This window comes from Bacillus paramycoides (assembly GCF_038971285.1).
Classification (GTDB): domain Bacteria; phylum Bacillota; class Bacilli; order Bacillales; family Bacillaceae_G; genus Bacillus_A.
In genome coordinates, this window is the sequence record NZ_CP152429.1 from 16,713 (window position 1) to 39,175 (window position 22,463).

Consider the following 22,463-nt stretch of genomic DNA (forward strand, 5'->3'; position numbering starts at 1 on the left):
AACTTATTTTTTTTGAAAATAAGTTGGGGCTTTTGAAACAGAAAAGTATATTTTTAACTATGAAAACTACGATAAATTTTTCCTTTTTTCCTACTTGCTAAATTCAGCAAGTAAAATTTTTTTAAAAGGATTAGGACTGTCAGTTCTACCCAAACTATTCCAATTGACGACCAACGTATGCTTGCCTCCAAGTTTACCTCCAACAAGAGTAGTAAACCCTAGAACGCCACCTGTGTGTCCCCATATCGAGACACCGCTTGGAAGCTTAGTTTCATAGATTCCAAGACCATATCCATCGATTCCTTCTTTTCCTGTAGGAACTGTAGTAAGCATATGTTTTAGTTGCTGTTCTTTCAGTAATTTGCCACCGAGCAAGTAAGAGAAGAATTTGTTTAAGTCGTCAGCAGTAGAAATCATATCTCCAGCAGAGCTACCTGCACTTGGGTTATAATAAGTAACGTCTTTTAACTCACTTGCTCCGTCTGGTTGGACATATCCACGGGCATGGTTAGTGCCTGGAATAACACTTGAGTTGCCTGGTAGGAATGTATTCGACAATTCAAGTGGTTCAATAATTCGATTTTCAACCTCTTCCGCATAGCTGTTTCCAGTTACTTTTTCAATAAGAATGCCCAGTAATACGTATCCTGTGTTTGAATAAGACCAGCCATCTCCTGGGTCAAAGTCTGGAGGCAGAGAAACCCCCATCTTCACTAACTCTTCAGCCGTATACGATTTTTTTGTATCCGTAAAATCAGCGTCTTTTGACCTTGAGTATTCAGCGATACCACTTGTATGGTTCAATATGTGCCGGATAGTAATCTTGTTACCATCATATCCATTTCCTTGAATGACACCAGGCAACCAGTCTTCGATGTAGTCGTCTAGCTTCAGGCGATTCTCTCCAACTAATTGAAGTACAACTGTTGCGGTGAACGTCTTCGTCACACTCCCAATGCGAAAGCGAAAATCTGTTTTCATTGGTTTCTTGGTTCTCAGATCCGCTATTCCAGCGGCATACCCCCACGTTTTTCCACCCTCAGAAGTTTTAGCAAGTATCCCCGGGTATCCAAGTTGCAATGTATCCCGCATTGCTTGCTTGACGGAAGTACGATCTCGTTGAGTATTTGTTTGTAACGAACTAGATACATTTTGAGTGGGCTCTGCTTTTACAATTGAGGTTGGTGTTGTATATAACAGGGAGCTTCCAGCTATTAAAAGGGCCAGACTTGCACATGTAATTTGACTACGTATTTTCATATGGCATTCCTCTCCTCTATTCATATTGTATAAGTGTTTGCTTACTGTTGACTTAGGGAAAGGCCCTCACGCATATAGATTAAAGCCCCAGTACAAAGGTATCTATTAATACCAACAATTTGAGCCAGTTAAATCTCCATCCCTTCTATAACAAAATTATTCAAAGGTATGAAAGCATATTATGTACCCTTAGTTATTGTTAGGATTAACACAACATGAGACATAGCCCCAACCCATATTTTACTTTATTTATCCATGATATGTATTGAGAAAGAATGTAAATTCGAATCCTTTCCGTACCCCAACTATTGATCGTTTTTTTCACCTATTATAATTAGTTATTTAGAATTTCATAATAAAAAACTGTAAAAAAATAACGAGTTCCTTAACGAACAGGAAGTGGTTGAAAAATATGTCTAAACGCACAATTATTTTTTTTGATATGGTGACCCCATCGCCATCAAGCTAAGGTTTTGAAGTACCCACTAAATGAAATTTTTCTTTCTCTACAGTTAGTTATTTTGAGAAGTCAGCTCATTTTTTGTTTTTGGGGTGTTTATTTTTCTTAAGTTGATGGATGTATGGTGCTACCCCTATAAGCTCAATAGGTCATAGTTGGAAAAAAGTAAGGCTATGGCCTATTTTTACACGTATCTCGGCTGTACCCCTTCCACAGCAAAACGGGCGAAAATCTCATCGATATGAGAAAAAACGGTTTTTGATATATTAGGTGTCGTTTACAATTGTACCCTTTCTGATAATCAAGCCGCTTAATTCAAAAAAGTGAAACCCGTTAGGGTTTATTTCGTATGCAAATCTTTCAATCACCTACACTTGCCCTTTAGAAAAAAGAAACAATCTCACTTAAAATTGATTTTACATAAACTTAGCTTGATAGCGATGTGGCGATACTCCTAACAGACATAAAAATGATTCGTTTGTTTTTTCATTGATAATATACAAACATTATTGTAATATGTTTGTATATTATCAAACGAAATAAACTTGTGTTTATTTATATTCGAAAGAGATAGGAAGTGTTAATAACAATAAAAAAATGGGTATACCACCAACAACAAAGAGCTGCAAAAAGAATGAAACCAATACGGAAAAGATGCTTTCTTGAGAAAAATCGAAAAATAAGCATTATTAGCTCTTGAAGAAAAATAGCTAGAAAAGTTACAACCATATGGAGAACGAAGATATAGCCAAAAAAAGTCTTAAAAAGGGGACAAAATTATGGAAAAAAGAAAGTATTCAGTAACACCTCAAGATCGAATGAATTATTTATTAGGTCTTTATTCTGCAGATCAACAAATTAATGCAGTTCTTTATTTTCCTGTAGGTATATCAAAGAAAATACTTGAACAATCAATAAGGATAACGTTACAATTGCAGCCGGTTTTGAACAGCCGTTTTGTAGAAAATGATATTCCTTACTGGGAGGAACATTCATCTGGTACTAACACACCTATTTGTCTTTTTGCAGAAGGAAATGATCAAGAACTTGAAATGATGGCAATAGATTTTATTAAGGAACCTGGAGATCGTATTCAGGGGCCTATGGTTCAAGCAAAATTATTACGAGGCAATACAACAGATATGTTAGTTGTGAAATTATCTCATCTATGTTCAGATGGTGCAGGAGTCAAGGAATATATTAATTTGTTGGGAGCAATTTATACTCAACTTTCCTTGGGACAATCTAAGGATCAAATTATAAAGGAATTTGGTGAGGGGAATGAGAGTTTTCGTGATCAATCACCTGTGTTCAAATATGCCGGAATATCAGACGTAAAAAGTGCGTATCGTCCTAACCAAGAACAACAGGCATCGTTATGGTCTTTTCCATCTCAACCGAACAAAAATACATACCCAAAAATGTCCGTACGGCGGTTGAGCCATGAGCAAACTCTACGTCTAATCCAATGGACAAAAGCACAACAGGCTACCTTGAATGATACAATCATGACTGCATACTTCCAAGCTTTATCACGTTTCACTGTGTATGCAGAACCTCGCACCGCAGAAAAAATGATCGGTTTAACAATTGATTTACGTCGATATCTGCCTAACTATACAACTGGTGCTATTTGTAACTTATCCGGTATGGAAATGCCAGTGATTAAAATGGAAGACGATGAAACATTTAATCAGACTCTTGTTCGAGTTAAACAATCAATGGATAAAATAAAGTCTCAAAATCCAGGTCTTTCTTCAGCAGCAGGAATGGAGCTACTGGCAGAAATGAAGCTATCTACAGTGAAGGAAATGTATAATCAGCAATACGAACAGGCTGTACAGATGGGGATGGCGTTGCCATTACTGACAAATTTGGGAGTGATTGCTGATGAACCTATTCAGTTTGGTGAAATTCAAGCTGAGGACGGGTATATGACATCACCTATTATGTATGCACCATTCTTTTCAATGGGAGCAAGCTCTTATAATGGAAGACTTACATTTACGATTGGTTATCATGCGCCGGATACATCAAAAGAAAAGGTAGAAAAATTTTTAGAATGTGTGGTTAATCAACTATCATCATTGTAAGGTTCTGGTGCAAAGATAAAATAAAAGAGAATATAGCGCAAATATTTCTAGCGGAATTGTATTTTAGGGGCTCGCCCTCATGCCATCAACTTAAGAATTCGGAATTACCCCAGAACGAAATTTTAGCTTGATGGCGATGGGGTCACCATACCCATAAAAGAAAATTGTACGTTTAGACATAAAATTGACACATTTCGCTTAGTTCCTTGTATGTTAAGGAAGTAGTTTGTATATTTGAGGAGATGTGCGAGACAAGTGTAAATGTAGGAGAATCCAATATTTTCTATTCAAATATGATAGAATAGAAGTATATCCAAAACGGAGGAATAACAAATGAACTCAAACACAAAACAGTTTATTTATGATATCCAGCAAAGAAAGAACAATTATATAGAAAATGTATTAATAGCAATACAACACCCTAAAAAAGAGCAATCTGAACAAGTCATTCAAAATATAGTAGAGAAGATGGATATGATGATCAGTTTAGTTACTACTTACATGGCTATTGAATCAGAATCTACAAAAGAATTAAAAGAGCTTCAAGAAGAACTTATTCATGCTCAGGCATATATTCAAAAACGGAAATTTGAAGAAACACAGAGATAAAACCCTGTGTTTTTACTTGGTGGACTATGACATTAATTTTTTATAAATTTGATTATTGCTTTGGCATAATCCATACAATTTGTTGAATGCGTACAATATATGGCGCCGTATCTTCAATGAGCAAATGATCTGGTTTCACATCCTTTAATTTACCTCTTATATTGCCTCTTACAGTTTCAATAACCACATGCTTACCAATTACTGATTGTAATGTCTGATATACATAGGGGTTAGGTGTACTTACCATATGTTGTTCACTCAAGTCATTTCCTTTCGAATAACTCATTCTATAAGACTCCTTTCTAACTTTCATTCTTTCTACTAATATATGATATAAATCTTATAAATATGCTAGAAGGATAATTCATTATAGGAACGAAAATAACATTTTAATAGAGTACGGTTTCTATTTCTATGTTGCTAAAAAAATGATTTATATAAAGTTACTTTTACCAGTTAATAGGAGGTGGTAAAGGGATATTTTGAATATACATCTAGGTTGCTCCTTTCTGGATATGTATCATTTTAAATACGCCCTTTATTAGAATAGTGCTCATACTTTTTTTGAGATTCTTTCGTAATACGTGCGTTAAGTAAAATTGCTAATAATAGAAACACTCCATATTTACCTCCTGTAGCACCTATGATAATCACACTACTACAAACAAGTATAATTAGTAGGATAAACGAAACTGAATAAATACGGTCATAATTCTTTGACATCTTTTCGTATTTTATGCGTTCTTTCCTTGCATTCATCTAAATTCCTCCTTTAAATTATCCATTTCACTATCAAATAAATCTCACCCTTAAAAAGGAAATAATATATCGTTATGTAAATTAGTTTGTTTTTTATCAACTAATTTATATAACGTAAAAAGAAATCCTACCAATATTAAGCTTTCCAGCATGATAATCTCGCCCCTCTCCTTCCTTTTAATCCCAACACATCAAATGAAAGTTGCAGCAAACAAAAAGGATCATCCCTTTTCGTAAAGGATCATCCTTTTCTTCATTCAACAATTTTCAGGTATTCTTGATTAATTAAAATAACAGCCGGTCCATCTACAACAATTCCACCAACTTCAATTTTTTCATAAGGCTCAATCTTAATAGAAGTAATCCCTTTCCGCTTCTTTAACTCGTTACTTAATTCTTGCGTTGGCGTGCGTTTCATATCTTCACTCCTTCTTATTGTTTCATTTAATCTTATTATGCTAAATAAATTGTAAAAATGGGTTCTAGTTCTAGAAATCCCATCAATTTATATCGTTGACCATATATTTAGATGTTACCAACTCGCGTATCTCTCTTATGAAAAGAAGATAAACAATTACTATTCACTGTCTCAGTAAATGTAAAAATTCTTAAAGATAGAGATGAGATTGATTTTTTTTTTAGAAATAATGACTTAGATATATATACCTAAAACAATGAAAGCCCTACCTCTCTTTCATCCTTACGGCTCCTTGTCCGTGCCAGTGTGAATCAGGATTACAAAAATTCAAGTGACTATTTGATCGAGTTATTTAATGAAACTTCGAACGTTCGTAAAAGAAATTTAAAAATAAAAATGGATTAGATTGAAGTAATAACAAAAGAGGTTCCTACTCTAAAAGTGAGTTGAAGAAATTGAATGTCTTTGAAATGATTTGCTTTTAATACTCATCATATTCCCGAAAATTCAGGATGTTTTCGGAGGATATAATTCATTATTTTTAATGAACCTTAACAGAAACTTTTTATTTGATTTTCAGTGATTCCTTTAATTAATTCTAGTTCACTGACCAAAAATCTATATGCATCATCCAACAATTTTTTTTCGCTTGTATTGAGTGCTTTTTCTTTCTTCATACGCATTAAATCCCGTACAACTTCAGCACCTTCTTGTATTTCACCCGTTTTTATTTTGTCCGTGTTCACTTTATGCCTTTGTTTCCACGGCAGTAATTTACAGGATTCTTCATTGTGAAAAATGTGTATAATGTGCTTTAATGCAAGTATATCAATAACTGGGCGTATATTCGAATTCAATATTTTATCCGTAGGAATCATGACTTGCATATTACTGATCGACATTTTTATGACAAAATACTGTTGTTTTTTTCCTGAGAATTCTTTTTCTTCCATGGCTTCAATTATACCTGCTCCGTGCATTGGATAAACAATGTTATCGCCAATTTGAAACATATAATCCACCTCCATATATGGTAACCTTCTTAACCTTAACATATATGCTATTTTTTATCAAATATTTTATAATATCATAAAAATATTTTCGTTGTCAATTACTTTTTCTTCATAAATCAAATCGAATAAAAATAGCACAAAAAACATAGGGAGTGTGTCAGATTTCCCATAAAGGGAAGGGGAATTTCCCCACGTATATTCTGAAACCTCTACTCATTAACGTAGATCAGTTTTTCCCTTGAAAACGACCAAATCGATCCCTTATTTTTTTCAATCTTGTGTGGTACTCCAAAATCTCAATTCTTGCTTTTTCAGCTAGAGGGGCAATTGGTCGTAAGGCTTTTAACCCCCAATACTCAATCACTACATCAAGTACTTGATCAAAATATTGTAGTGGTCCATAGTTTGCTTCTTTTGCAATTACAGCCATTCTATTTTCAAAATCAGGCATGACGGCACCTGGCATTTTAAAATTCTTAATCACATTGGCAATATGATAGCAATAATTAGGTTCTAATTCCAAATGTGTTCGAATGACGTCTCGATAAAAAGCATAATGAAGCGTTTCATCTTTTGCAAGACGACGTAATAATGTAGCAAGATCTGGATCGTGCTTACTTGCAACCTTAGCTACATTATTGTAAAACACCATCGTTGCAAGTTCTTGTAGCGTCGTATACGTCATAGCTTCGATTGGTGTATGAAAATCAGGCTCAAATCCCCCCTCAACGACTGACTTTCTTAATTCATGTATTCGTTTAGGATTCACACTTCGAGTGAGTAGTAAATATGTCTCCAATAGATTGGAATGTTGATCCTCTTCTGATGTCCAAGTATGAATAAAGTCTGTAATAACAGAGAGGGACCCTTTAAAAGTCGCAGATAAATACGTTGTAAACCAAGGTAAATTCACTTCTGTTAATAAAGCTGTTTCAATGGCTGTAATTACACCAGTAGGAAGAGTAACTTGACTTTCATCCCAAGGAACTCTTTTAAAGTCCATTCCCTTATCCCATGGTAAAAACTCATGATAACCCCAGTCTATCTTCTGCGCTCTAATTTTATGTTGTTCATACAGTTCTTTTAAACGTGGTTCTAATCGGAAATCTAAATCATTTGTTAGCATAAAAGTCCCCCCATTTCTTATCACAGATAGTCATTCTGTTTTTACTCTTAAAATTTTCTACAAATAAATATTACGTTCCTTTTTTTAAGTCAAACATAATAAATTTTTAACAAAACCTTTTAAGAGCGCTATATTTTTATAGGATTTTTTTATTAAAAGGGGGACCGTTACATCTATTTTCTTTTTTTATAAAATAGATACTGAGACATACAATATGTTAGTTAGCCTAAATAAAGAAACTAACCTCAGTAAATTCAGAATAACATTCATGGATGAAGATACTCGTCATGTTATAAATCTTCGTGAGTGTAAAAAGGTGCATGCTTATAAAGAATCATTTTATAATAAAGATAGATAGTGTTTTATACACATTAACAACTTATTTAGATGTAAATCCAATATATTAGATTAAGCACTTGAAAACCAAATACAGTGGATGAGATAGCCTTAAACGACAAATCCCAACTAGAACAATGTACATTGGCTATGTATGGTGAGTTAGACCAAATTTTGTTATACAACAAAAAAGGGAAGAGGCGATAAACATGCAGTCAACAGAAGCGCATATGAAGGAAAAACAACGTAGAGAAAAATAGAAATTATATTTAGTCACAGGGTAAAAGGGGAGAGTTATTTTCACGGCTCTTCCTATCAATGGAAAAACATTGTATATCAAAATTATGATAGAATACAACAAAAAGAGATGGAAGTTGAACAACTCATTTCGAAAATGGAAAAAGCAGGGGTTCGTTTTACGCAGCACCGTTCACTCATATACTATCCCGTCATTGATTTTGTAAAATATATAGCTAAGATTTATAAGGAACCCCTCGAAATACAATAATCATATTTAAAGGAAACCTTCATAAAAGGTTTATTTTCGATACTCATCGGTTTTGTTATAATATCAACCATAGCGTATTATATTCGTTTGTATATTTTCATATTTTGGGGATTTTATTACACAAAAAGACAACTCTTAATTGGAGTTGTCTTTTATTTTTTTCGATATACACAATACTATTCTGATACAAAAACATCAAGATTCTTACAACCAAAGAAAAAGTAGGATTTCTAATAAGAAAGATCCTACTTTATTTCCTCATATTCCGTCATTATTTTATGAAACGTGTTTTTCTTTAGCTCTAACATTTGCATAAACATAGTAGCTGTCTTTTCTTCACCTTTACATTTATTACAAAAAATGTTATTATTAAAATGAATTATTTTTGTTCGGTGTAAAGGATTTGTAACTTTTCACCTTTATGATCACTGAGAGCAAGGATAGTATTACATTGTGTGTGTTTACACACTAGGAGGCAATACAAATGGAAAAAGGTAATGTAAAATGGTTTAATGGCGAAAAAGGCTTCGGATTCATCGAACGTGAAGGTGGAGAAGATGTATTCGTTCATTTCTCAGCGATTCAAGGCGAAGGTTACAAAACTTTAGAAGAAGGTCAAGCAGTGACTTTTGATTTGGAGCAAGGTCAACGTGGACCTCAAGCTTCAAACGTACGTAAAGCTTCTTAATTTTACAAACCAGGGAAGGCAGGCTCTTTTATGAGAGTCTGCTTTTTTTCCGTGTAACAAAGAACCACCGACTCGTAAAGGACATGAAAACAGTAAATCAAATGGTAAACCAAGTCTAGCATATACTTCCTGAGTATCCTAATTTAAATTTTGAGCTACCAACTTTATAAGCCTTTTTTCTAGCATAAAAGTACCCCCTAAATGAAAATTCTCTTTCTCTACAGTTAGTTATTTTGAGAAGTCAGCTCATTTTTTGTTTTGGGGGTGTTTACATTCCTTAAGTTGATGGGCATGGGGTCCCGCCAACATAACGCGAATTTTGTACGTTAAGGAATTATTAGATGTCTTTTTTGATATGAACCATCATAATACGATATCGATTAATAAAATATATTATATAAATAATTTATTATATTTCCATGTACCCTAGCTGATATAATGTATAAGGCAATTATTGGTTAATTAAAGGTACATATATATTAGGGAGGTACATAAGTAATGATAGAAATAATCGCGGCATTAGTTTCACTAGTCGTACATTTTATTAGTTATCTCTTTTCAACAGGAGAAGACAAGAAAAAGGCAAAAGCAGATTTAAAAGAAGTTGTTAATGGCACTCATGGGAAAATATTGGTAGGATTTTTCGGAGGTGCGGCAGTTACAGGAATATTTGTAGTCATTTGGCTTTTATCAGAGTAAACTTTTCAGGTATTTTAGCTTATATAACGTATAGTGCAGTTATTTGTTAATTAAGAAGAAAAGAATTAGAGAAAACAAGATATTAAATAATATATAAGGATCTCGCCATTTCTGTTGGATGGTGAGTTTTTTAATGTAAAAAAGCCTACTGTATTTCTATAAAAGTAGGTATCTGAGTTGAGAGTTTTCGCAAATCACTTTGACTCATTAATTATTATCATTATAAAATAATATAAGGATATATTTTACTAGTAGTTATATGTTTAGGTATATCCTTTTTGTAATTATAAGGAAAAAATTTAAGTTAAGACTGAAACAATAAGTTAGGAAAACTAAACTAACGCAGCAGACAATGCAAAAACTCATGAAGGTCTGTCTATTGTTGAAGAAAAGAATTACTAAAAGTAAAAGGGGAAAGTTTAAAATGAGTATTAATAAATCATTTAAGGGTATCGCAATAGCAGGGTTAAGTGTTAGTTTCATGCTAGTAGGTTGTACATTAAATACATATGGACTTACACAGTCAGAGTATAGAAAAGTAGATAAGTATTATGATGCAGATAAAATGGTATCTGATCTAAAGAAATTGCACTATAGTGATGAGCACATTGAAAACCAACTAAGAAACGCATTGTCTAGAATTGAGTATGAAAAGGGAAGTAAGGAAGACGAATCAAGTAGTAAAGAAAGTAAATCAAATGTATCAGACATGGAAGGTGAAAAGAAGGTAAAGGTATCTGAAAAAGATTACCCTTATCGTTTGACTGAACTGCACTTAGAATTCCAGTATCATTTAAAAAAACTAGAAAAGAAAACTGATGAATTATTTACAGAAGAGAGTGTCTACATAGGTGAGATAGATTCTTTAATTAGTCACATTAGTTTGGATATAAACCGTTTTGAAAAAATCAAGCCACCTAAAAAGTATGAAGACGACCAATTCTTAATACAAGAAGGGGTAGAAGAGATTAGAAAACACCTAATAAAAGTAGAAGATGCAGTTAGACAGTATGATGCCCGTAAGTATGATGGTGAATATAATAAGGATAAAGCAAAAAAAATCATACAAAACGGTATGTTTGGGATAGATGATGGTGTTTCTAAATGGGAGACAGTATTTAATGGGATAAACGAGAAATACCCTGATGTAGAGCAAAAGGTAAAAGAAGAGAACCAGAAACATGCCAAAGAGGGTCATCGTGAGGAAGATTTAAATGACAAAGTTAGTGGTTCAGAAGTTGATAAATACAAAGCAGCCATCGTAGAAAATACAAATAAGATGGATGAAATTATGAGACTGATACAAAATATAGGGCATTCGGATATAAAGGATTATGAGTCAAAGAAAAGTGAAATCCAATTGAATTTGGATATGGCCAAAACACACGTAAGAGACATCAAATACCTTGAGGCACCTAAAGGGTTAGAAGTTGAACAAAAAAAGATAAAACAGGCAATGGATAATTACTGGAATGCTCTGCAATTACTTTCAGAAGCATTAGAAGAACAAAATGATAATAAGTTGGAACAGGCAGAAAACAAAGCAGAACAGGCAATGAAACTATTTAAAAAAGCAACTGAGAGTATTAAAAGTAAAACCAACTAATCATGAAAAGGGGCATATGGCGGTAGCCCTATTGCAAATTTACAAATAAAAAAGATAAGATCGGAGATTAGGATCTTATCTTTTTACAAAGAGAAATATATTGCAAGATATCTTATTATTCAATTTCTTGTTTCCTCTAATGCTTTTCTTCTTGGTTAAACATCTATTGCGTCATAAGCAAATATGTACACTTGATTAGCCAATAGCTGCTTTATACGTTATATAGGCTAAAATAACTGAAAGGTTTACTCTGATAAAATCCAAATGACTACAAATCCTACACTTTATGGGAATATATATTAACAAATAATACACAATTCAAAGATTGCATATCAATTTTATAACAAGGATTGGTTTAGGGGAAATTAACTATTACTAGGAACAAAAAAAAATTTACAATTTTTAAAAGAAATCTTTATAAATTTAAATTATACTGGTAATCATAGAGTGGGTAAAAGATATGAAGGGAAAGAGTAATTATTAAATGAAAGACCTTTAAATCATTTCATTTATATATAAATTTTTAAAAATATAAATAGGAGGATAAAAATGACTCAACGTAGGTGGGTAAAAACGACTATTAAAAGTAAGGGTTTCTCAAAGGAAAAACATATATACGCGAATGATCCCAAACATCAAAATAATGAAGTGGTATTTTCTTGTACCATTAACGAATATACACTAGAAGTAAAGGTTATTAAGGAAGATTCAAATTTCATTTGCTTCCAACAAGGATATTTAAAAAACAATTTCTCTATCGATATACCTATGTGGCTCTCACCAAACATACTGGGTACTCAAGCAAAAAAACAAAGATGGTTAGATTTAATTTCCTTCATTAACAGGATTGAAGGGAAGTCCCTCAAACTCATAGAAATAAATGAATTTGGAGATGAAGCAAAAGTTATATCAACAAAAACTACATTTTATTTTTCTCTATCAGACGCTAAAAATAGTACTGAAAGAGAATACTTTGAATTATTTATAAAAGAAACAGGGGCAAATAGTGAAGAAATGAGAAATGATGAATTTATGAGTTGGGTGAGAGAAAAGCTAGGAGTAGAAGGAAAATAAAAACTGGAGATTTACTTTATAAATAGAAAGGAAAGACTACCATGATCTATTCACTACGAAAGATAGTAGGTTTTTTTTTAATACCACTACCAATAACCGTTTTCATCACATTTCTAATTATAAGTACAATACCTATATCCAGCATAGAACCCTCTAGGATTTTAGGAGATTTTTATTTTAATTTACAAGAATCTATATTTATATCCGTATGGAATTTTATAAAGGCTGCAACAACTGAAATTGCAATTCCTATCTATCAATCTTGTCTTGTTACGTGGATACTTATTTATGGGATCTGGATGTGTATAAAAAAATCTATGATAAATATAATAAAAGATAGTAAATATTAAGTAGAAAGATAGCGTGAATGAAATAACGTTGTCTTTCTACTGTACAAAGACATGAAAGTAGGAACTTATTTTATAGTGTACAATACTGAATTATCTACAGATACATTTCATTTAGTACCCATTTTCTTGTCCATATATCGAGACAAGAAAATGGGTATTTTTTTTAACGAAGACACCAAAGTGGGTGCTTTGTAAAAATAGCAAATATTAAATAGATGTGAAGTTAAAATTCAGTTCTATATTAGTAACAAAAATATTAATGAAGGATTTACTTCCTTGTCTCATTAGCAGGACATGAGAGTCTAAACTTCTTTTAATTTTTTCCGTTCTTATGTTGATGGGTATAGGAAAGGATTCCACAAACACCAAACAAGCTTGAAAACAAGAGATTACAAGTGTAATATTCAGTTGTGGATTACAAATGTAATACGAGGGGTGTATTTTTAAACAATGAATGAATTACCTAAAATTTCAGAAGCTGAGTTAGAAGTTATGAAAGTACTTTGGTCAAAATCTCCACAAACGGCAAATGAGGTGATTGAAGCGTTAGAGGTGAAAATGGATTGGAAACCCAAAACGATTCGAACTCTGATTAATCGATTAGTTCACAAAGAAGCAGTGGCTTACCATCAAGATAAAGGGCGTTTGTACTCTTATTATCCTTTGGTATCGCAAGATAGTTATTTACAAGTAGAAACGAAATCTTTACTTAAACGTTTCTATGGTGCAGCATTTAAACCTTTACTTGTAAATTTCTTAAAAGAAGAAAAGCTGTCTTCAGAAGATATTAACGAACTTAAACGTATTCTGGATGAGAAAACTGAGGAAAATCAGAGGAAGGATAGATTATAGTGATAGAAAAATTTATAAATATCTATCTACCTGCTTTTTTTGATTGGATGATTGAGACTTCCATTATGGCTAGTATATTAGTGGGTCTAATCTTGTGTATCAAGGTCTTGTTTAGAAATAAGTTAACTCCACGCTGGCAATATATGCTATGGATCATATTAATTATAAGACTTGTATTACCTTGGTCGCCAGGTAGTTCCTATAGTATCTATTCTGTTCTTACTTACAAGAATGATGATGCATTCATTTCTAGCCGAAATCCTGTAGCTAATTTTCTTACACAAGAGCGTATACAAGAATTAAAAGATATAGACGATACAAAGGTTCTCACAAAAGAAGATACTTATACCTCAAGTTCAACAAAAACTGTTCAGGCAAATAAGACACAAACAGGCATGAATGAAAAGCAGGATGATAAGCCGATTCCATTCTATACAATCTGTATATACATTTGGCTTACTGGTGTTATCCTTCTAAGTGTTGCTACTTTTATAATGAACAGGCGTTTATTACTTTACATAAAAAAACAACCTGTTATTACAGACGAGAAGATTGTCCAGATTTTTGAAAAGTGTAAGCAATCTATGTCTATTCAACGGAATATCCCTCTATTTGTATCTGGAAAGGTTTCCAGTCCAACAGTGTTTGGATTTATTCGTCCAAAGTTGTTATTGTCAACTGTACATATGAAAATATTAGATGAGCAACAGTTACGATATATTTTCCATCATGAATTAGCTCACATCAAGCGAAGAGATGTTGGGGTGAACTGGCTTATGCATGGCTTACTAATTTTAAATTGGTTTAATCCAATTCTATGGTATGCCTACTCATGTATGCGGGAAGATCAAGAACTAGCATGCGATGCATTAACTCTTACATGTATAGATTCAGAGGAACAAATTGCGTATGGACATACTATTATTAGTCTATTGGAACACTACTCAAGTTATTATCAAGTACCAAGTATAGCAAATTTTAGTAAAAACAAGAGAGCGTTAAAAAGGAGAATTCTAGTGATTAAAAAATTCCAAAAAAAATCATATCGTTGGTCTGCGATAGGGGCTGTGGCAGTTATTGCAGTTTCATCTGTATCCTTATTAAACGCCCGTGCTGATAAGCCGACTAACCCTGAGAAACAACAAATAGAAGTGAAAAATAATATGAAAGAATTAAAAACACAAACTGATATTCCTATACAGCAAATTGTAGAAAAAATGATTGGTACAAAAGAACGGGCAGATGCAGAATTTTTTGTTTCAGAGGGAGAGTATAATACTTTACTTAAAGAAGTTGGTTTGGCACGAAATCTGTTTACAAAAGAAGAATTTGAACGATTTATTGATTTAGAAACAGAAGCATATACTTTGGGTAAAAAAGTAAAGTTAGTAGGAAGTCCTGAAAAGTTAGATTCAGAAGAACAAAAAAAATATCAGAAAAACAGTGAAGAAATTGGACCATTTAGACAGAAAATCACTTCGGAATTTAGATTAACTAAAAAGGAAGCACAGAAATATGTTGATTTTCCAATTAAGACCCCAAGTTACGTGGTAAAAGGGGTTAAATTAACTGGAGAAGGTGTTACAACACCGAAGACTACTGGAAAAATGAATCCCGATTTTATTTATGAATATCAAAATCAAAGTAAAGATAATGTATATATTGTGCACCAATCTGCAGTTACTGCTGAGGGAATAGAATTCTCGAGCAATGTAGCGGAGAATAATGAAAAGGCAACAAATTATGAATTAGAAGGTACAAAAATAACCTTAGTTGAAAGTCTTGATACAGAGGAAACCTATAAAGTAATGCAAATGATTGTTCCTGCAAAAGGAAAGAATAGCGCTTATCAAGTCATAATTCTTGCAGGTGATTTAAGTAAAGAAGAAATAGAGAAAATTATGCTGTCCTTTCTAAAATAAAAATAGAGTCTCAGAATTCCGTTTAAATAGATTAAACTAAGAAGAGGGTATTATGTTCGATTTATGAGCATATATCCTCTTTTCTTATACATATTAGATTAGTTATACAGATATTGAAAATCATGATAATGATATACGTAGTTATATATAACAGAAGCAACTCCTTTATAAAAAAGCACCCACCTTCTTGTCTAAAAAGTATCCATTTTCATGTCTTTGTACATCTACGAAGAGGGGGGAAAATACATTACACTGCTCTTTTTAATCTTCACGTTAAATTCCTATTTAACGTGAACAAAAATTGTAGGAATTTAAAACTCTTATGTTTATAACTTATCAAGAGAGAGTTTAAATTCTAATTAAAGTATAATATAAACTATGTATTTATTACATAATAAAGTTCAAAATGAAGTGATTTTAATATAGATTTTAAATCACTATCACTATATCAATGAAAATAATAAAAGTTCAGCAATTTTGTATTGCTGAACTTTTATTATTTATTCTTTCCTATTCTTCCTAAGCTATCTTTGATAGTTGTTTCTCCAAGCTGTGTATATAATAAGGCCGTATCCTGGCTGGTATGTCCAAGTTGTTGCATCACTTGTAACGAGTCTTTTTCTTCCATATATAACTTATTTGCCAATGTATGTCTTAATTTATGAGGAGACATTTTTTTGCCAAAGGCTTTAGTATATTTTTCTACTATATCTTGGATAGCCCTAACAGAAAGAGGCTGTGCAATATGTTTATACTTCGATAAGAATACATTTTGTAATTGTTTCCCTGGAGCATATTTGTTATCTCTAATCTCTATATATTTTTCAAGATCATTTAATGCAATTGGGGTAATCCAAACGGAATCTTCTTTGTTTCCTTTTCGGATTACATCAATTAGTCTTTCTTTTAAGTTTATATCTTCCATGCGAAGATCGGCCAATTCACTTACACGAATACCACTACCAAGAAAGAGGGAAAGAATAGCTACATCACGCTCCTTATCTCTTAGGAAATAGAATAACTGATGTTTTGTTAAAGATTTTTCATGTTCGTACTTAACATAATTCAGAAATTCTTGATCATCATCATTATGGAATATTTTAGATCTCATACGTTTTGCGCGAGCATTTAATGTTTCTTTATCTTTATGTATTTCAATTTTAGCCATTACATTTCTATAAAAATAGCATTCTCCATCTTCATTCTCCGATAGGGAGGTGAGGTACTTAAATAAAGACTTTAAGGCCGAAATTTTTCTGTTAACAGAGGAATTCTGCATGTTTTGTTGTAGTTTTAGAAACCTCATAAAGTTTTCAACATCTTTTTTCTTTAAATTCTCCAAATCGGAGAAGGATATGTCTTTAATGGGCTTAACTTCAATAATTTGTTCAGATAATAGCCAATTAAAGAAGACTCTAAAATCATATACATAATTCAGTAGGGTAGAGGGAGAGGCATCATGCAATTCTTTGTACTCCACAAATTCTTCTATGTAAAAGGGCATTTCATTTAAATTCTCGTATAATTTCTTACGATGTACGGATTTTTGACGTTGTTTGCTGTAATCCATAAAAATCACCTCATATATACTATAACAGAAAAGGGGTGCGAACACAAGTTCGCATTAAATTCAATTTTTACACAGATTTATTTATATAATTGAATTACGAGATGCTAAAAATACTCAATAGTGAATGGAATAATGTATTTACTCAAGTAAAAATTATAGATAATTAAGCGAGAAATTTGTATTGAATTATAAAAATTAGTACAAAAACTACATATAAATGTATGTAAAATAAAACAAATTTGAAATATAAATACATACAAAAGATCAATACATGAATATAGTTTAAAAGTCTTTATAAAAATATAAATTGGTTTATATAATCATAATTATGAGATTTAATTAGATCAACGTGAGAAAAAATCTTATAAAGTACAATGTAATTTACTATAAAAATTAGTAATGAGTTACTCAAAATTTAATAATTTCTATATAAAGTATGAATTATATAGGTACATACCAACATACTAAGATTCATGCAACTAAGCTCGAAATCCCTAGATACTGTTATTAGATTTTTATTTAACCCCCTTATTGTTCGTAAAATTGGTATTTCGTGCGAACTTGTTTTTCTTTTTTAATCCTCCCTTCTATTATTGAAGCTTCATCATATTCGCAATTAATGATTATGCCATCAAGAAAACCCCCTGGTTATTAGAAAATATATCTTTTATATTATGTACTTTATAAATTATGTATTAAATGGTGCAATCCATAAGTTCTGGTGCAAAAATTATTTAATGACGAGCAGCCAATGTTTTTTTGAAAAGGTACTTGGCTGCTTAGGTATCTCTGGATTTACTTAAAACGATTAATCGGCTTAACCAAACGTCAATATTTTCATTCTCATATATTCAAATTTATTTCAAAATGATTTTTCTTCCATTTCGATGTAGTTACTGAGTTCAATTAGTATTTCCAATCGATAAGAACTATACTTTTCAGGAACAATTATCGGCTCCCAATAACCAAGTCTAACTAAGCCTATTTCTTCATTAATTTGAACTTTTGCTATTATACGTTTGTGATCATCCAATTCAGCCTGTAAAACAACAACCTCTTCTCCTGTTGTATGGTTTAGCATAAATATATCCCTTCTCATTTCTAGAGTGGTAAAGGCTCAACAAAACATCCTTTAGAATAATTAAGCATTTTTATGAAAACTCCTTTTGAATCTAAAACTGTAGAATCTATTTTAATCTATTTCTTTCAAAATGCAATTTTTGAGTTTTTTATAAAATACAGGTTTGTACGTTATTTTTAATCAAACTTTATTTTAAAGCTACAAAAACTATGATAATCTACTTTCTGAAGAATGATTTTCAATACATATAGAAATTATCGTTGTCGATGTTAAATACATAACTTTAAACTATTTTATCGTTTTCCGACAGAAGACTCCTTCCTCAAAAATGTGAAGGTGTGAAACACCAATTTTAGGTGGAAGATGAATGTCGGTTGGCATAAGCCAACATGTTTGCTATCATTTACTTGTACAGATTGCTCTTCGAAAACTGAAGTTATGAGGTTGGTTGCAGAAAAACGCTGCAACCATAAAATCTTCAACGTTCTATCGCCCCATGCTTGCCGAAGTTGCGAAAACCAAGCTAAAGTAGGGAGTGTGGTGCGTCAACGTACAAGATACTTATGTTCTCACCGTAGGGACTACGGATTGAGCTTGTAAGATAACCGGTGGATACATTGGTGTTCGCAAGAATCTCCCACTTCAAAAAGTCCGTAAGGACGTTAAGTGGTGAGTAGTTCAAGCTCTTGAAATAATTATGTATATTAGGAGTCACCATACATGCCCATCAACTTAAAAATTTTATAGCATCCCAAAACAAAGGAATGTACATTCTTTTGTTTTGGGTATTCACTTTTCTGAGCTTAATAGCGATGGGCGGTACCTCTATTACGTAATGATTGTTAGACGTCCAATTTGATTACACTCTTCAGCGAACCAAATATCGCCATTCGGACAAAACATGATGCCATGTGGCTCTGCATTATTTGTAGGTATCGGATATTCCGTAATAACTACTTCAACTGTAATTCGGCTGATTTGGTTACCTCCCCATTCCGTGAATCAAAGATCTCCGTTCTTCCCGAGGATTATAGCATGAGGGCGAACGTTCAGCGTCGGTATAACAAATTCGTTGACCTCACCTGTGAACGTGATTCTACCAATTTTATTGCCCTTGATTTGCACAAACCATATTGCTCCATCTGGACCTTCCGTTATGCCAAAAGGTGCAGTGTTCGTTGCAGGGAGTACATATTCTTCAAATAGACCATTCATCGACATTTTACCGACCTTGCTTGCGTTATATTCCGTAAACCATAAGTCACCAGTCTGGTCCGAAATAATTGACATAGCTCCTGCATTTGCTGTTGGAATGGGAAAAGAATTTATTTCACCATTAGCATTTATTCTACCAATTCGATTCCCTTTCTGTTCCGTAAACCACAATGACCCGTCTTTTCCAGTGATTATACCATATGGTCCTGAATCTATTTCATTGATCAAATATTCTTGTATCGTGATCCTCATATCATTTACCTCCCAATAAAGCATTATGGTTGCCTTTTCATTTTTCTCAACGTATCCAAATCTCCACTTACGATTGCGATAATATACTGGTTGATGCATTTGATATCGGAATTCCACCATTTGATATCCAATAATTCCCGAATGACCTCTTGTGAGAAAAACTTTCATATTTTCCTGCCAAGATTTCCACCTACTATGGTATAAGGTTCAACCTCTCTTACGACTACGACATCAGCACTTATAGTTCCACCGTCGCTAATGCTATCTTCCTGTGCATCTCTACTATGTTTAAAATGCGACAATTGATTCTAGAAAAGAAACAAAAGGAATTAAGCGAATATAAAGCTATTGGAATGATTTAAGATCATTTATACATTCTGTATCTAGCCATACAACAAAACACCCAAGAAATAACAAAGAATCTTATCCGTTTGTTTCACCTTCTACAGAAAAATGGACGGAAATCTCAACGATATGAGAAAAAAACAATCTTTGATATTTTGGGTGTTATCTACGAATATACTGAATTGAGAAGACAAAAGAAATCTGTATAAATTTTGGATTTTTCCAGATTAAGGTTTATTTAGCATACTCATTATTAAAGGTACAAGGCATTTTAAGAATTTTTTCTTCCATATGAACGAAAGTTCATTTTGATTCTGTTCTTAAGTTGATAGGCGTGTGGCGGTACCCCATGCCCATCAAGCTAAAATTTTATAGTACCCCAGAACGAAATTTTGTACTAACTTGTAACAAAAAAGCTCATTTTTTCGTTTTGGGGTATATGCTTTTCTTTTTTTGATATGGCGATGGGGTCACCATATCAAAAAAGAAAATTGTGCTATAGACATATTTTTCGACCACTTCCTGTTCGTTAAGGGACTCGTTATTTTTTACAGTTTTTTATTATGAAATTCTAAATAACTAATTATAATAGGTGAAAAAAACGATCAATAGCTGGGGTACGGAAAGGATTCGAATTTACATTCTTTCTCAATACATATTATGGATAAATAAAGTAAAATATGGGTTGGGGTTATGTCTCCTGTTGTGTTAATCCTAACAATAACTACGGGTACATAATATGCTTTCATACCTTTGACTAATTTTGTTATAGAAGGGATGGAGATTTAAATGGCTCAAATTGTTGGTATTGATAGATACCTTTGTACTGGGGCTTTAATCTATATGCGTGAGGGCCTTTCCCTAAGTCTTGTCAGGAAGTAAGGAACAGTAAGCAAACACTTATACAATATGAATAGAGGAGAGGAATGCCTTATGAAAATACGTAGTCAAATTACTTGTGCAAGTCTGGCCCTTTTAATAGCTGGAAGTTCCCTGTTATATACAACACCAACCTCAATTGTAAAAGCAGAGCCCACTCAAAATGTATCTAGTTCGTTACAAACAAATACTCAACGAGATCGTACTTCCGTCAAGCAAGCAATGCGGGATACATTGCAACTTGGATACCCGGGAATACTTGCTAAAACTTCTGAGGGTGGAAGAACGTGGGGTTATGCCGCTGGAATAGCGGATCTGAGAACCAAGAAACCAATGAAAACAGATTTTCGCTTTCGCATTGGCAGTGTGACGAAGACGTTCACCGCAACAGTTGTACTTCAATTAGCTGGAGAGAACCGCCTGAATCTAAACGACTCCATCGAAAAATGGTTGCCTGGTGTCATTCAAGGAAATGGATATGATGGTAACCAGATTACTATCCGGCACATATTGAACCATACAAGTGGTATCGCTGAATACTCAAGGTCAAAAGACGCTGATTTTACGGATACAAAAAAATCGTATACGGCTGAAGAGTTAGTGAAGATGGGGATTTCTTTGCCCCCAGACTTTGACCCAGGAAAGGGCTGGTCTTATTCAAACACAGGATACGTATTACTGGGTATTCTTATTGAAAAAGTAACCAGAAACAGCTATGCGGAAGAGATTGAAAATCGGATTATTGAACCACTTGAATTGTCGAATACATTCCTACCTGGCAATTCAAGCGTTATTCCAGGCACCAACCATGCCCGTGGATATGACCAACCAGACGGAGCAAGTGAGCTAAAAGACGTTACTTATTATAACCCAAGTGCAGGTAGCTCTGCTGGAGATATGATTTCTACTGCTGACGACTTAAACAAATTCTTCTCTTACTTGCTCGGTGGCAAATTACTGAAAGAACAGCAACTAAAACAAATGCTTACTACAGTTCCTACAGAAAAAGAAGGAATCGATGGATATGGTCTTGGAATCTATGAAACTAAGCTTCCAAGCGGTGTCTCGATATGGGGACACACAGGTGGCATTCTAGGGTTTACTACTCTTGTTGGAGGTAAACTTGGAGGCAAGCATACGTTGGTCGTCAATTGGAATAGTTTGGGTAGAACTGACAGTCCTAATCCTTTTAAAAATATTTTACTTGCTGAATTTAGCAAGTAGGAAAAAAGGAAAAATTCATCGTAGTTTTCATAGTTAAAAACATACTTTTCTGGTTCAAAAGCCCCAACTTATTTTTAAGAAAAATTTGGGGCTTTTTTTGTTTTGGTGGCGTTTATTCTTCTTA

Annotated in this window: 17 protein-coding genes and 4 pseudogenes; 11 read left to right on the plus strand and 10 right to left on the minus strand. The window is 33.1% G+C overall.

Annotated features, from left to right (window positions below; genetic code table 11):
* Window positions 1–90: 90 nt before the first annotated feature.
* Window positions 91–1,260: a serine hydrolase domain-containing protein gene (locus AAG068_RS28040; protein WP_342720042.1), complete on the minus strand. Its 1,170-nt coding sequence runs from the start codon at window positions 1,258–1,260 to the stop codon at window positions 91–93.
* Between the two features lie 1,239 nt (window positions 1,261–2,499).
* Between AAG068_RS28040 and AAG068_RS28045 the strand changes: the two genes are divergently transcribed.
* Both AAG068_RS28045 and AAG068_RS28050 read left to right on the plus strand, forming a co-directional pair.
* On the plus strand, window positions 2,500–3,813 hold the full coding sequence (locus AAG068_RS28045) for a condensation domain-containing protein (protein ID WP_342720043.1): 1,314 nt from the start codon (window positions 2,500–2,502) through the stop codon (window positions 3,811–3,813).
* Window positions 3,814–4,146: 333 nt separating this feature from the next.
* A complete protein-coding gene (locus tag AAG068_RS28050) occupies window positions 4,147–4,422 on the plus strand; it encodes a hypothetical protein (protein WP_059304073.1) in 276 nt (91 codons plus the stop codon).
* Between the two features lie 52 nt (window positions 4,423–4,474).
* On the opposite strand, the gene AAG068_RS28055 is transcribed toward AAG068_RS28050, so the two are convergent.
* The 5 genes from AAG068_RS28055 to AAG068_RS28075 form a co-directional block, all read right to left on the minus strand.
* A complete protein-coding gene (locus tag AAG068_RS28055) occupies window positions 4,475–4,708 on the minus strand; it encodes a YuzF family protein (RefSeq protein ID WP_277544394.1) in 234 nt (77 codons plus the stop codon).
* Between the two features lie 239 nt (window positions 4,709–4,947).
* Window positions 4,948–5,181, minus strand: coding sequence for a hypothetical protein (locus AAG068_RS28060; RefSeq protein WP_000993974.1), 234 nt, complete (start codon window positions 5,179–5,181; stop codon window positions 4,948–4,950).
* A gap of 253 nt (window positions 5,182–5,434) precedes the next feature.
* Window positions 5,435–5,599 carry a BC1881 family protein gene (locus AAG068_RS28065; protein WP_342720044.1) on the minus strand — a complete coding sequence of 55 codons (165 nt, stop codon included), beginning with the start codon at window positions 5,597–5,599 and terminating at the stop codon, window positions 5,435–5,437.
* 551 nt (window positions 5,600–6,150) lie between these two features.
* Complete coding sequence (locus tag AAG068_RS28070) at window positions 6,151–6,612, minus strand: CarD family transcriptional regulator (RefSeq protein WP_342720045.1); 462 nt, start codon at window positions 6,610–6,612, stop codon at window positions 6,151–6,153.
* A gap of 226 nt (window positions 6,613–6,838) precedes the next feature.
* Window positions 6,839–7,738: an acyl-ACP desaturase gene (locus tag AAG068_RS28075; protein WP_000957109.1), complete on the minus strand. Its 900-nt coding sequence runs from the start codon at window positions 7,736–7,738 to the stop codon at window positions 6,839–6,841.
* A 545-nt stretch (window positions 7,739–8,283) separates the two neighbouring features.
* Between AAG068_RS28075 and AAG068_RS28080 the strand changes: the two are divergent.
* Window positions 8,284–8,582: pseudogene (locus tag AAG068_RS28080) on the plus strand (hypothetical protein).
* A 245-nt stretch (window positions 8,583–8,827) separates the two neighbouring features.
* Here AAG068_RS28080 and AAG068_RS28085 read toward each other — a convergent pair.
* Window positions 8,828–8,935 (minus strand): annotated as a pseudogene (locus tag AAG068_RS28085) (integrase); the annotation flags it as partial.
* A gap of 131 nt (window positions 8,936–9,066) precedes the next feature.
* Here AAG068_RS28085 and AAG068_RS28090 point away from each other — a divergent pair.
* The 6 genes from AAG068_RS28090 (at window position 9,067) to AAG068_RS28115 (ending at window position 15,773) form a co-directional block, all read left to right on the plus strand.
* Entirely contained in the window at window positions 9,067–9,270 is a 204-nt protein-coding gene (locus AAG068_RS28090) for a cold-shock protein (RefSeq protein WP_342720046.1), read from the plus strand.
* 498 nt (window positions 9,271–9,768) lie between these two features.
* Window positions 9,769–9,969: a hypothetical protein gene (locus tag AAG068_RS28095; RefSeq protein ID WP_000569753.1), complete on the plus strand. Its 201-nt coding sequence runs from the start codon at window positions 9,769–9,771 to the stop codon at window positions 9,967–9,969.
* Window positions 9,970–10,393: 424 nt separating this feature from the next.
* A complete protein-coding gene (locus AAG068_RS28100) occupies window positions 10,394–11,575 on the plus strand; it encodes a DUF7018 domain-containing (lipo)protein (RefSeq protein WP_342720047.1) in 1,182 nt (393 codons plus the stop codon).
* Window positions 11,576–12,124: 549 nt separating this feature from the next.
* A complete protein-coding gene (locus tag AAG068_RS28105) occupies window positions 12,125–12,649 on the plus strand; it encodes a hypothetical protein (RefSeq protein ID WP_342720048.1) in 525 nt (174 codons plus the stop codon).
* Between the two features lie 800 nt (window positions 12,650–13,449).
* A complete protein-coding gene (locus tag AAG068_RS28110; RefSeq protein WP_001004322.1) occupies window positions 13,450–13,851 on the plus strand; it encodes a BlaI/MecI/CopY family transcriptional regulator in 402 nt (133 codons plus the stop codon).
* A complete protein-coding gene (locus AAG068_RS28115) occupies window positions 13,851–15,773 on the plus strand; it encodes a M56 family metallopeptidase (protein ID WP_342720049.1) in 1,923 nt (640 codons plus the stop codon). Before AAG068_RS28110 ends, AAG068_RS28115 begins: the two co-directional genes overlap by 1 nt.
* 496 nt (window positions 15,774–16,269) lie before the next feature.
* Here the strand turns inward: AAG068_RS28115 and xerS are convergent, their stop codons facing one another.
* From xerS to AAG068_RS28130, 3 genes and pseudogenes are all read right to left on the minus strand, one after another.
* Window positions 16,270–17,343 (minus strand): tyrosine recombinase XerS, encoded by a 1,074-nt coding sequence (gene xerS / locus AAG068_RS28120; RefSeq protein WP_342720050.1) that lies wholly within the window; start codon window positions 17,341–17,343, stop codon window positions 16,270–16,272.
* Between the two features lie 862 nt (window positions 17,344–18,205).
* Window positions 18,206–18,424, minus strand: a complete 219-nt coding sequence (locus AAG068_RS28125; RefSeq protein ID WP_342720051.1) for a hypothetical protein — start codon at window positions 18,422–18,424, stop codon at window positions 18,206–18,208.
* Window positions 18,425–19,252: 828 nt separating this feature from the next.
* Window positions 19,253–19,891 (minus strand): annotated as a pseudogene (locus AAG068_RS28130) (virginiamycin B lyase family protein).
* 260 nt (window positions 19,892–20,151) lie between these two features.
* Between AAG068_RS28130 and AAG068_RS28135 the strand changes: the two are divergent.
* Window positions 20,152–20,445: pseudogene (locus AAG068_RS28135) on the plus strand (IS4 family transposase); the annotation flags it as partial.
* A 724-nt stretch (window positions 20,446–21,169) separates the two neighbouring features.
* Window positions 21,170–22,339 (plus strand): serine hydrolase domain-containing protein, encoded by a 1,170-nt coding sequence (locus tag AAG068_RS28140; RefSeq protein ID WP_342720052.1) that lies wholly within the window; start codon window positions 21,170–21,172, stop codon window positions 22,337–22,339.
* The last annotated feature ends 124 nt before the right edge of the window (window positions 22,340–22,463 follow it).

What these genes read in the sequence shown, in the direction of transcription:
- AAG068_RS28040 (WP_342720042.1), bottom strand. Translation starts at nt 1,260, where the DNA reads ATGAAAATACGTAGTCAAATTACATGTGCAAGTCTGGCCCTTTTAATA.
- AAG068_RS28045 (WP_342720043.1), top strand. Translation starts at nt 2,500, where the DNA reads ATGGAAAAAAGAAAGTATTCAGTAACACCTCAAGATCGAATGAATTAT.
- AAG068_RS28050 (WP_059304073.1), top strand. Translation starts at nt 4,147, where the DNA reads ATGAACTCAAACACAAAACAGTTTATTTATGATATCCAGCAAAGAAAG.
- AAG068_RS28055 (WP_277544394.1), bottom strand. Translation starts at nt 4,708, where the DNA reads ATGAGTTATTCGAAAGGAAATGACTTGAGTGAACAACATATGGTAAGT.
- AAG068_RS28060 (WP_000993974.1), bottom strand. Translation starts at nt 5,181, where the DNA reads ATGAATGCAAGGAAAGAACGCATAAAATACGAAAAGATGTCAAAGAAT.
- AAG068_RS28065 (WP_342720044.1), bottom strand. Translation starts at nt 5,599, where the DNA reads ATGAAACGCACGCCAACGCAAGAATTAAGTAACGAGTTAAAGAAGCGG.
- AAG068_RS28070 (WP_342720045.1), bottom strand. Translation starts at nt 6,612, where the DNA reads ATGTTTCAAATTGGCGATAACATTGTTTATCCAATGCACGGAGCAGGT.
- AAG068_RS28075 (WP_000957109.1), bottom strand. Translation starts at nt 7,738, where the DNA reads ATGCTAACAAATGATTTAGATTTCCGATTAGAACCACGTTTAAAAGAA.
- AAG068_RS28090 (WP_342720046.1), top strand. Translation starts at nt 9,067, where the DNA reads ATGGAAAAAGGTAATGTAAAATGGTTTAATGGCGAAAAAGGCTTCGGA.
- AAG068_RS28095 (WP_000569753.1), top strand. Translation starts at nt 9,769, where the DNA reads ATGATAGAAATAATCGCGGCATTAGTTTCACTAGTCGTACATTTTATT.
- AAG068_RS28100 (WP_342720047.1), top strand. Translation starts at nt 10,394, where the DNA reads ATGAGTATTAATAAATCATTTAAGGGTATCGCAATAGCAGGGTTAAGT.
- AAG068_RS28105 (WP_342720048.1), top strand. Translation starts at nt 12,125, where the DNA reads ATGACTCAACGTAGGTGGGTAAAAACGACTATTAAAAGTAAGGGTTTC.
- AAG068_RS28110 (WP_001004322.1), top strand. Translation starts at nt 13,450, where the DNA reads ATGAATGAATTACCTAAAATTTCAGAAGCTGAGTTAGAAGTTATGAAA.
- xerS (WP_342720050.1), bottom strand. Translation starts at nt 17,343, where the DNA reads ATGGATTACAGCAAACAACGTCAAAAATCCGTACATCGTAAGAAATTA.
- AAG068_RS28125 (WP_342720051.1), bottom strand. Translation starts at nt 18,424, where the DNA reads ATGCTAAACCATACAACAGGAGAAGAGGTTGTTGTTTTACAGGCTGAA.
- AAG068_RS28140 (WP_342720052.1), top strand. Translation starts at nt 21,170, where the DNA reads ATGAAAATACGTAGTCAAATTACTTGTGCAAGTCTGGCCCTTTTAATA.